This is a genomic window from Exiguobacterium sp. AB2 (assembly GCF_000696055.1).
GTDB lineage: Bacteria > Bacillota > Bacilli > Exiguobacteriales > Exiguobacteriaceae > Exiguobacterium > Exiguobacterium alkaliphilum.
The window spans coordinates 1-11,375 of sequence record NZ_JNAA01000100.1 but is presented as its reverse complement, the minus strand read 5'-3'; the positions used below and the strand labels follow the sequence as shown (position 1 = coordinate 11,375).

Here is an 11,375-nt window from a genome sequence, read left to right as displayed (position 1 = left end):
ACCGACCAAGGGCACGGCGAGACTTCTAGGGGACTAGCAAGCAAAGGGAGACCCAGCAGCGTTAAGCGATGCGGCTCCCTGCTTGCCCCCAGAAAAGCGAGCTGTGCCCGGTCGGACAAATAAAAAAACTGCAGACAATGTTTTGTCTACAGCCTGAGGGTTCACCGCGGCGAACCCTTTTACATTTGTTCATATGATTTAATCCAAGCTTCAAGCTCCTCAATCGGGAGCGGACGCGAGAAGTAGTAGCCTTGCATCTCATCACACCCGAGCGCCTTCAGCGTCTGGCGCTGGCTCTCCGTCTCGATTCCTTCGCACACCGTTCGTAACTTCAACCCTTTGGCGAGCTCGATGATGGACTGGACGATGACGTTCCCGGTCGGGTCGCTCTCTGTCGCCTGGATGAACTGCCGGTCGAGCTTAATCTCGTGAATCGGATAGTGCTTCAAGTAGACGAACGCCGAGAAGCCGGTGCCGAAGTCGTCAATCGAGATGGAGAAGCCGACGTCCCGGAAGTCGATGAAGCGTTCGATGACGTGCAACTGGTTCTCCATGCCGACGCTCTCCGTGATCTCGAACGTCAAATACGTCGGACAGACGCCGATGTCGCGGACGATGTGCGCGAACTTGTCGACGACCCCGTCTGACAAGAAGTGACGGGCCGACAAGTTGAGCGCGAGCCGGTACTTGCGCCCCGCATCGTGCCACTCCTTCAACTGCCTGCAGGCGATGGTGAACATCTGTTCTTCGAGCGTGATGATGACGCCGGTCGATTCGGCGAGCGGGATGAAGTCGAGCGGCGGGACGAGTCCTTGTTCCGGATGTAGCCATCGCATGAGACCCTCAAACCCGTTCAACCGCCCGGTCGTCGCATCGATTTTCGGCTGATAGAAGAGCGTGAACTCGTTCAAGGCGATGCCTTTACGAAGATTCATCTCGAGCGTCAGTTCGGCCGCCGCCTTCTCCCCCATCTCCGGCTCATAAAACGTGACGATGCCACGTTGCACGTTGCCGCTCTCGGCGAGCCGCGTCGCATGAATCAACTCGAGCGTCGAATACGTCTTGTCCTCAATCGCGATGAAGGCGCTCATCGTCAAGACGACATCGAGCGCGCCTACGGCATACGCCTCTTTCGTCACCGTCTCCGCGAGCATGTCGGCGACCCCGAACGCTTTGATGCGGTCCCCGTAAGGCGTCCAAACCATGAAGCCGGACTGCGAGATGCGCGCAAGCATCGTCGGGTCGACGATGTGGCGAAGCCGGGCCGCGACGTCTTTGACGAGCGCGTCGGCCTTCTCGAGCCCGAGCGCGTCCTCGATCGCCCGGAACTTGTCGACCTTCAAATAGATGAGCGAGCCGAGATGGCCGTCCGCCTCTTCCCGGACGCGGTCGACGTGTTCGACGAACGCGTTCTCGTTCATAAGTCCCGTCAGCGCGTCCGTGTAAGCGAGACGCGTGACGTGTTCCTCGATCGATTGACGCTCGAGCCGGAGGTAGAGGATGGCGATGAAGTCCGATAACGTGCTGACGATGAGTTCCTCCATATACGTCCACGTCCGCGGGGCGAACGTCTCACAACAGATGACGCCTTTCGCGTACTCGTTCGCATAGATCGGCGCGTCGAGCATGGAGTAGATGCGCTGTCCTTCGACAAAGTATTGTTGATACAAATCCTTCACCCACGGGTGGCTACGTACATCGTCGAACGGGAGCACCCGGTTCGTGCGGAGCGCATCGAAATAGACCGGCGCGGCATCCCGATCGACGATCAAGTCCGGTTGGGTGTGCCCGACCTCTTTCGAATACGCGACTTGGCAACGGATGGACGCGTACGTGTCATCGAAGTGCCAAATCGAGACGGTGTCGACGTCGAGCATATCCGAGACGACTTGACACATATAGCTAATCGCCTGATGGACCGTCGCTTCATTCACGTCCGGCATCCGTACGAGGTCGAACAGTTTCTCTTGATGTTTTCGATACGATTGTGCGGAAAAGTTCCCCTCGGTCATAAGTCCCCTACTCTCCTCATTAATCCTATCTTCATCATAGCATGAATACTTGGGAAGAATAGTTTCCAAAATTCAACAGAAAGTCAATTTCTGATTCACCCCTTTTACCTAATTCATCCCATTTCTACCTGTCAAAAAATATTGACCTCCTTTTCAACGGAATTGGCCTGTTTGAGTCCTTCCCCCCATTGCCTGCCAATTTCGAAACACCTTACAATATAACTGTATTGATTTTATCGAACCGTTACCTACGCCATCTACGAAGGAAGTGACTCCATGGATCATAAGTCCGGCCTCATGTACTCATTCGCCGCCATCGCCGCCGTAACCGTCCTCGCTCAGGCCGACGACGCCGCTGCCGCTAGCACGCACACCGTCCGTGCCGGAGATACGCTCTGGTCAATCAGCCAGCAGCACAATATCCCGCTCGCGACATTGAAATCTGTGAACAACTTGACGTCCGACCGAATCGCCATCGGACAGACACTGAGACTCTCTGGCGCCGTGACGCTCGCACCTGCGAACAATAACGCGACGCAAGCGACCGCGACCCGTACGACGACCGCGAACTTGAACCTCCGGAGCGGCGCCGGGACGACGCATAGCGTCCTTCTTACGATTCCGCGCGGCCAAAGACTCACCCCGCTCAAGACGAGCGGAGTCTGGACGCAAGTGACGTATAACGGCCGCACAGGTTGGGTGCACAACGACTTTTTAAGCGCCGCACCTGCACAACCGGCAACGCCTGCCCCGGCACCGACTGCACCAATCGTCACCCCGAGCGCGACTGCATCAAAGACGACGGCGAACTTGAACCTCCGCGCCTCGAAGTCGACGACCGCACGCGTGTTGACGACGATTCCGAAAGGACAGAGCGTCACCGTCTTGAAAGTCGAAGGCACATGGTCGCACGTGAAATTCGGGAACCAAACGGGCTTCGTCGCGAATACATATTTGACGAAGGCGGCGTCCACGCCGACACCGGCCCAGCCGGCTACACCAGCTCCGACGCAAATCAAAGAAGAGAGCATCAACACGTCGTACGTGACGACCGCGAACTTGAACGTGCGCCAAGGCGCAGGGACCGGCTTCGCCCTCGTCACGACGATCCCGAACGGCACGACCGTGACGGCGACGAAACAGAGCGGCTCGTGGGTGTACGTGACGTATAACGGCAAGTCCGGTTACGTCAGCACCGGCTTCTTGAAACAGACGACGACCGCACCGAGCGCGCCGATCGCCCCGAACCTCGGGGATGCTGGCGCCGGCAACAAGGACGTCGATTATGTCGTCAACACGCCGTCATTGAACGTACGCGCCTCGGCGACGACGAGCTCGTCCATCATCGGCAGCGTCACGGCCGGCCAGACGCTCCGCGTCGTGCAGACGTCAAACGGATGGCACCAAATCTACATCGGCAACACGACGGGCTTCGTCTCGGCTTCGTTCGTGAAACAAGTGCCGAAAGGGACAGCGGCGAACCCGACGTGGGTCTCAGGCTCGTATGACGCTCACACGTTCTTCACGGCAAGTCCGGCCGCAATCCGCGCCCAAGCGAGCGACACGAGCGCGATCGTCGGTTCGACGCTTCGCGGTGGCCTGTTGAATGTCATCGGTGAGACGGCGACCCATTACCGCGTCGCCGAAGGGTTCATCGCCAAGTCGTTCGTGACGCAAGTGAACGGACAGTCTGCCCAGGCGACCCGCCTCGCGACAATCGCCGTCGCCCAGCGCTTCGTCGGCACGCCTTACGTCTGGGCCTCGTCCAGTCCGGTCAATGGCGGTTTCGACTGCTCCGGCCTCATCTTCTATGCGTTCAACCAAGCGGGCGTCAACATCCCGCGCACGAACGTCGCCAACTATTGGGCCGGCGCCTACTTCGGCCCACAGTTGCCGAAATCGTTCACGCCGCAAGCGGGTGACCTCGTCTTCTTCGAGAACACGTACACGGCCGGTCCGTCCCACATGGGCATCATGATCAACGCGGACACGTTCATCCACGCCGGAACGTCCGGCCTCGGCTACAACCAAATCAGCAAAGAACCGTACTGGCAATCGCGCCTCATCGGTTACAAGCGTCCGTGACTTTCGTCGCACCTTGAAAACCCGACCTTAGTCGGGTTTTCTTTTCGATATGCAGGATTCCGTACCGAAGATGCGAAATGCGAGATAAGATAAGAAGAAAAAAGGAGGTGTCCGATGAGCCAAGATCGCTTCGCCAAAATCCCGTATCGGATTTATACGATGGGACTCGCCATCGCCTGCCTCATCGGCGTGCTCTCGTTCGGGCTTGGGCTCAGCTATTATTGGAAAGAAAAGCATGCCGCCGTCGACCAAACGGTGACGAACTTGAACCACGCCGCCGACCTAGCGGGCGTCGAGGCCTATCTCGTCCTCCATCAGACGGCAAGGCTGTATGAGACGAACTCGGACCAACCGACGAATCTTCTCTCGTCCCCGTACCGGGAACGGGCGCTCCAGTACAACATCCAGCTCCGTGACGACTTCGAGACGGGCGTGAACGAACGGGAACGTGAGGCGCTCCTCGCCTTCTCGGAACGCCTCGAGGAGACGCTCGACGAAGCCCGCTTCGATATCGTCCCGTTCGATGTCATCGAGTCGATTGACCGGCGTTGGCTCTATCAAGGGCTCGAACGTACGGCGCAGGAGAACACCGCATACGAACTCGCGGACGCCGTCATGCGCATGCAGATGACGTTCGTCCAAAACGTTCCGAACTTGCTCGCCGAGACACCGGACGCCGAGGCGCTTGAGATCGAGGTCTCCCCGCTCGCGAACGAGGCCCGCTTGATTGAAGACATCGTCGCAACCGATCCTTCACTACGGACCCGCGCCGTCTCTGATTTAATCGAGAGCGCCCTCGCCCTCGGCCGGCTCGCGACGTCCGAGTCGACGCTCGAGGCCCGTTACGTCAACAGCACGAGTTTCTATGAAGACACGCATGACGTCCTGCGTTCGCTTCGTTCCTCGTCCGAGACGACGCTCGCCTCGGAAGGGAATCGCTACGGGGCGCTCGCCATCGCCGCGCTCCTGTTGACGATTCTCTTGTCGTTCGGCCTCCTCGCCGCCCTCTGCCTCACCCGGAAAGCGTACGCCCATGACCTCGATCATTTGAAGGCGCGGGCGCGGGCCATCGACCCGAGCACGGAGCCGGTCGAGGCGACGTTCCCGGTGAGCCATGACTTCCGCGGTATCGAGGACGAGCTCCGAGAGATTGCCGTGAGCGTCCATTCGACCGTCCACACGCTCGAGACACAGTCGACGGACTTGTTGCGCTATCACGAGCGCTGGTCGTCGCTCTTCTCCGAGACTGGCCTCGCCATCGCCCTCGTCGATGACGCGTACGATTTCCTCGAGCGAAACGATGTGTTCCGTCAGTTCTTCGGCGACCGCAACTTGTACGAAATCAACCAACTGTTCACCGAGACGGGACGTCGCTTGTTCCGCGAAGCGCTCGACGGTGTGACCGAGCACGGGACGAGCGCCCAGTTCATCCTGCATTTGAAAGGCGAGCACGTCCGCTTCTTGAACATGAAGATTATCCCGCTCAAACGCGGTGAGGCGTTGACGTATTACCTCATCCTTGAAGATGAGACCGAGCGCGTCGAACGGGAGCGGAAAGTCGACCGGCTCGTCCGGTTCGACATGGCGACGAACCTGTATAACGAGTACGGCTTCGTCCAGGCATGGGCGAAACAAGACATCGATGGGGCGTTCGTCGTCATCAAGCTGAACGACTTCCACCATCTCGTCGACTGGTATGACGCGACGTATGCGGACCTGCTCATGACCGAGTTCGCGCGCCACGTCGAGGACCGGCTCGCGAAGTACGCCCAGCACTTGTTCGGGCGCTACCGGGACGACACGCTCATGCTGTATGTCAAGGGCTTCGCCGCGGCAGACGAGCATGAACTGATGGAGCTGTTCCCGACCGAGCTCTTGATCAACGGCAAACGCCAGACCGTCCACGTCCAAATCGGGGCGACGCACACGACGCCGAACTATACGGACTGTCTGTTCGAGGCGACGAAGGCGCTCCAACATGCCAAAGAGACGCGAACCCCGTTCGTCTGGTACGACGCGAGCATCCTCGCCCAACTCCAATGGGCCGCATTGATTGAACAGGCGCTGCCGGATGCGATCTCAAAAGGTCAAATCACCGTCGCCTATCAGCCGCAAGTCGAGCTGAAGACGGGCAAGGTCGTCGGGGCCGAGGCGCTCGCGAGGTGGCATCACCCTGAGATTGGCCACGTCCCACCGAACGAGTTCATCCGTATCGCCGAGCGGTCCGATCAAATCCTCTGGCTGTCGCACTCGATCCTTGATCAGGTTATCGACCAGCTCGTCACGTGGCGACAGACACCGTTCGCCGACATCTCGCTGTCGTACAACTTGTCCGCCCACTCGGTCGACCCGTCAATCGTCGCGAAACTGCGCGACCAAATCGAGGCGTACCCGTGGCTGCCGGACCGATTGAAAATCGAGTTGACCGAGTCGGCCGACATCATGTCGCACACGAGCGAACTCGACCGTCTCGAGGATATCGCCGACCTCGGCTACTGCCTGTCAATCGACGACTTCGGGACGGGATACGCCTCGTTCGAAGCGATTTGGCACTTGCCGATTCAAGAAGTGAAGATCGACAGCATGTACGTCAGCGGCAAGGCGAAAGACAGCACCTCGTTCCTCCGCGCCGTCTCCCGGTTCGCGAGCGAACAGAAGCTCACCTCGCTCGCCGAGGGCATCGAGACCGAAGAAGACTTGAACCGCATCCTCGCCGAAGGCGTCGAGCTCGGACAAGGTTATTACTACGCCCCGGCGCTTAAAGCGGACGCGTTCGAGGCGTGGGTCCATGAAAAAACAGGCCACCGTGAGTGACCTGTCGCTAGACCGGCTGACACATCGTCAGCCGGTCTTTCGTTTGATTCCATTAAGGATTAGCTTCAAAATGATTAAGCCGAAGATGATCGGCAAGACGATCGGGAGCGACCCGCGCGGCAACAGCCCGAAGACGATGAACACCGTCATCCCGACCGTGAAGAATAGTTTGATGCCTCGGTCTGTCGTGAACTTGTCCCAGCGCCAGACGAGCAAGAGCAGCGCGAGCGGCGGGAAGAAGAACGTCAGGAAAAAGAACGGCATGTTGCGCGTGTACCATGGACTCATCGATTCACCACCTCCTCATACAACGCCCTCGTCGCTTGTTCCGTCTCGAGGTTCAAGTAAATCGGTTTGCCGCTCCAATCGATGCGGATGACCGGTCCGACGTCCCGATTGATGAAGAGGAGCACGTCTTCTTTATAGATCGTGCGGAAGTTGCCGGTGAGACGTGATGATGTCGCCGACCCGTTCTGCCGGCGTTCGACACCCGGGAACGACGTCAACGTGACGGCCGTCATGTCGTCATATGGCACGGTCTGTCCGTACGCACCTTCGATGACGAGCGCCGATTCGGTGAGCGTCACCTCGGTTGGTTGCGAGAACCAAAGCATGAGCCCCGGGATGACCGTCAACAACAGCACGCTGACAATCGCGAGCGGGATGAGGCGCTTCTTCCCATCCGGACGGAGCCGGCCCGACTCGTCGAAGATGTTCCCGTCATACTTCTGGGCGCGCCAGAGCGTGACGACGACGAACAACAACAGCGCGATGAAGAGCGGTTCGAGCGGGATGTTCAATCGGAACGCTTCGATAGCGGCGATGAGAAGAAAGATGACCCCGATCCCGTACGCCATGATCCCGATGAGTCTTGCGACCGACTTGATGTCGACGCGATCTTTACGCTCCTGTTCCATCGTGTTATAGCCCGAAATAAGGGAATGCCAGCCGAGTCGATGGACGGCGAAGCCGAGGAAAAACATGAGCAGTGCCGCGAGTACTAAAATCCACATAAATGAGACCCCCTGTCTCCTCTATTCTACGTGAAAACGGCTGTTACGTTCCAACAATCGTCAGATGCACGCGAAACAGCGGTTCTCCCGTATACTGGTGGTAGAAACACAGAAGGAGGAATTCGATGTATCGCACGAAACAAGATTTCATCACGGATTGGACGAAATCATCGGCCGGCACGCTCGACGTGCTCCGCACTGTCACCGACGAGACGATCACGCAATCGATCGTCCCGGGGCACAACTCGCTCGGTTGGATCGGGTGGCACGTGACGACGGCACTCGGCTACTTCACGAACTTGCTCGGCTTCCGGTTGTCGGCACTGAAGTCGTTGACCCAACCGACCACGGCGGGTGTGATCGCCGCTCAGTACGAAGGCTATGCAAACGAAATCGCCGAGGCGGCCGAATCGTTCACCGAATCATATCTTCTCGAAGAAGTGAACGTGCACGGCACGATGACCCCGCGCGGCGCCGTCCTCCGGATGATGCTCGACCATCAGACGCATCACCGCGGCCAGATGACGGTGCTGCTCCGGCAAGCCGGCCTCACTGTCCCCGGTGTCATGGGGCCGACGAAAGAACAGATGAACGCGTGACGACCCGCCCCCGGCGGGTCGTTGTCGTTTCACGAAAACAGGCTCGCCTTTTCCATCACGTTGTCGTTTTCCGTTCCCTCGAATCAGGAAAAGAAAGGAAGCGTTATGTGATTCGAAAGGAGGTCCGATATGCGCCGCTCCCCGTTCGCCGATGTCCCGTTCCGCACCGTCCTCACTGTCTTGTTCGCCCTCTCGTTCGTCGCCGTCGTGTTGCTCACGTTTTGGAGCGGCTATTATTGGAAAGAAAAAGCCGAGACGTCGCGCCAAGCCATCACGAACATGACGTACGCGAAAGACGTGTCCGGCGTCGAGAGCCATTTGATCCTTTATTATGTCGCCCGGCAGTATGAGATCGAACGTGCCGAGACGTTCACACTCGTCTCAGACCAATATCGGGATCAGGCGCTCGCCTTTAACCGCTCGCTCATCAACGACGTCCACGTCGGCCTCTCCGATCGGGAACGTGACGCCGTGCTCGCCTTCTCCGACAATATCGAGGCGGCGACGACGAGCATCGACACGGATTGGTTCCGGCTCGTGCCGTTCGATTTATTGAAGTCGCTCGACCGCCGTTGGATCTATGACGGGCTGCGCCAGACGAATCAAGACAGCTCGCTCTACGAGGCGACCGACGCCTTGCTCCGGCTCCAGATGGCGTACACGCGAAACATCGACCGCGTCTTCGTCGCCGACCCGGACAAAGACCAACTCGCGGAGTTCGAAGCGTCACTCCTCCCGGAACAAGCCTTGTTGCAAAATCTCGTGCTCGATCGCCCGATTTTGTCAGACACGGTCGACGATCGCATCAATCAGGCGTTCACCGCACTCGACCAACTGTCGAACCCCGACGTCCCGTACGAGGCGCGCTACGTGAGCGCCATCGCCTTCTACGACCAGACCCAGCGTATGCTCGACGCCATCAGCGACAAGGCACTCGCGGCGCTCGAGACGGAACGACGTCAAGAACAGTCATTTTATGTGTTCACCTTGATTTTTGGCATGTTGACGCTCGCCTTGCTGTCGTACGGGTTCGTCCGCTATTATTACCGCTATCGGTTCGACTTGGTCCATCTGCAGGAACGCGCCCTCGCCATCGACCCGATGCTTGAACCCCCGGCCAACTCGTTCCCGGACCGGCACGATTTCGCACCGGTCGAACAGGAGTTGAAACGAATCGCTCGCGACATGTCGCTCACCGTCCGCCATCTCGAAGCGAAATCGTTCGAGCTCGCCGAAGTGCATGAGCGTTGGGCGTCCCTGTTCACGGAGACCGGGCTCGCCATCGCCTGGATTGACGACAAGTTCGAGATTATCGAACGCAACGACGTGTTCGAACGACTGCTCGGCAATCGGAACTTGTACGAGTTCACTCAGCTACTGACAGCGACCGGGCGCAAAATCTGGGAGGACGGCCTCGCCCACGTCAAACGGGAACAACGGCCGAGCGAGTTCATCCTCTTCTTTGAAGAGACGCCGCGGCGCTACATGAGCGTCAAGCTATTGCCGCTCGAGGTCGGCAATCACCGGCATTACTACATCATCTTAGAGGATGTGACCGAACGAATCGTCCGCGAGCAAGAAGTCGACCGGCTCGTCCGTTACGATGACGCGACCGGCCTGTTGAACGCGTACGGATTCGCTCAGACGTATCGAAAACGAGGGCTCACGGCGACGAACGGCGTGTTCCTCGTCTTCAAAGTGAACGACTATCAACACTTGTCCGACTGGTACGGAACGGCTTACGCGGAAGCGGCGCTCAAACGGCTCGTCTCCCGGCTCGAGGCCCGTCTGAAGAAATATGCGACGAGCCTGCTCGGACGTTACCGTGACAACACCCTCCTCCTCTACATTCAAGACTTGGACGCCGAAGACAAGGACGAGGTCGAGGACTTGTTCCCCCGTGACTGGGATGAGCGGACGCGACGCCAAGCGCTCGACAGCCAATGCGGGATGACGGTCGTCCGGATGCAGTCGTATGACGAGGCGTTGAAACAAGCGATGAACGCGCTGCAACTCGCCATCGAGCAACGGACCCGCTTCGTCTGGTACGACGCGGACGTGCTCCGGCAAGTCGAGCGGCTCGCCTTGATTGAGCGGACTCTGCCTGACGCCATAAAGAAACGCGCGATTCACGTCGCCTACCATCCGCAAATCGAGTTGAAGACGGGCGCCATCGTCGGGGCAGAGGCACTCGCCCGCTGGGACAGCGACACGCACGGGAAAATCAGTCCCGACGAGTTCATCCGCATGGCCGAGAAGTCGGATCAGATTTTATGGCTGTCGCTCAGCGTGTTGGAACAAGTGATTGAACAGTTGCTCCGTTGGCATGACACGTCGCTGTCGGCGCTCACCGTCTCCTACAACTTGTCCCCCCGTTGTCTCGACGCAGCGATCGTCGACTTGTTGACGGAGACGGCCGAGACGCATCCGTGGATCACCGACCGGCTCGTCATCGAGTTGACCGAGTCGAGCGACTTGTTGACGTACCCGACCGATTTGAGCCAGCTCGAGACGATTGCCCGAAACGGCTATCGCCTCTCCATCGACGACTTCGGGACCGGCTACGCGTCGTTCGAGGCGATTTGGCATCTTCCGATTCATGAAGTGAAAATCGACCGTATGTACGTCAGCGGCAAGGCGAAAGACTCGTTGTCGTTCCTGCGCGCCGTCGCCCGCTTCACACGGGAACAACGGCTCGTCCTCGTCGCCGAGGGAATCGAGACGAAACTTGAGTTGAAGCGGATGATTGAGGAAGGGGTCGAGATTGGGCAAGGGTATTACTTCACCGAACCGCTCGACGCCATGACGTTCACGGCGTGGGCAGAAGCACGCATACAAAAAGACGAGACCAG

At 58.7% G+C, this 11,375-nt stretch carries 7 protein-coding genes; 4 read left to right on the top strand and 3 right to left on the bottom strand.

The window, feature by feature from the left end; genetic code table 11:
• Positions 1-179: 179 nt before the first annotated feature.
• Positions 180-2,012 carry an EAL domain-containing protein gene (locus tag DI14_RS11820; RefSeq protein ID WP_034808795.1) on the bottom strand — a complete coding sequence of 611 codons (1,833 nt, stop codon included), beginning with the start codon at positions 2,010-2,012 and terminating at the stop codon, positions 180-182.
• Positions 2,013-2,288: 276 nt separating this feature from the next.
• Here DI14_RS11820 and DI14_RS11815 point away from each other — a divergent pair, with 276 nt between their 5' ends.
• Entirely contained in the window at positions 2,289-4,097 is a 1,809-nt protein-coding gene (locus tag DI14_RS11815) for a C40 family peptidase (RefSeq protein ID WP_235193464.1), read from the top strand.
• 114 nt (positions 4,098-4,211) lie between these two features.
• Complete coding sequence (locus DI14_RS11810; protein ID WP_034808794.1) at positions 4,212-6,911, top strand: EAL domain-containing protein; 2,700 nt, start codon at positions 4,212-4,214, stop codon at positions 6,909-6,911.
• 27 nt (positions 6,912-6,938) lie between these two features.
• Here DI14_RS11810 and DI14_RS11805 read toward each other — a convergent pair whose 3' ends face one another.
• Both DI14_RS11805 and DI14_RS11800 read right to left on the bottom strand, forming a co-directional pair.
• Positions 6,939-7,199 carry a hypothetical protein gene (locus DI14_RS11805; protein ID WP_034808792.1) on the bottom strand — a complete coding sequence of 87 codons (261 nt, stop codon included), beginning with the start codon at positions 7,197-7,199 and terminating at the stop codon, positions 6,939-6,941.
• Positions 7,196-7,924, bottom strand: a complete 729-nt coding sequence (locus DI14_RS11800) for a DUF3784 domain-containing protein (RefSeq protein WP_034808790.1) — start codon at positions 7,922-7,924, stop codon at positions 7,196-7,198. The genes DI14_RS11805 and DI14_RS11800 overlap by 4 nt, the downstream gene beginning before the upstream one ends.
• 125 nt (positions 7,925-8,049) lie before the next feature.
• On the opposite strand from DI14_RS11800, the gene DI14_RS11795 reads away from it, so the two are divergent.
• Together DI14_RS11795 and DI14_RS11790 are read left to right on the top strand one after the other, a co-directional pair.
• Positions 8,050-8,523, top strand: coding sequence for a DinB family protein (locus tag DI14_RS11795; protein ID WP_034808788.1), 474 nt, complete (start codon positions 8,050-8,052; stop codon positions 8,521-8,523).
• Positions 8,524-8,652: 129 nt separating this feature from the next.
• Positions 8,653-11,375: EAL domain-containing protein (locus tag DI14_RS11790; RefSeq protein ID WP_051622716.1), on the top strand; the 2,723-nt coding region annotated here is incomplete at its 3' end.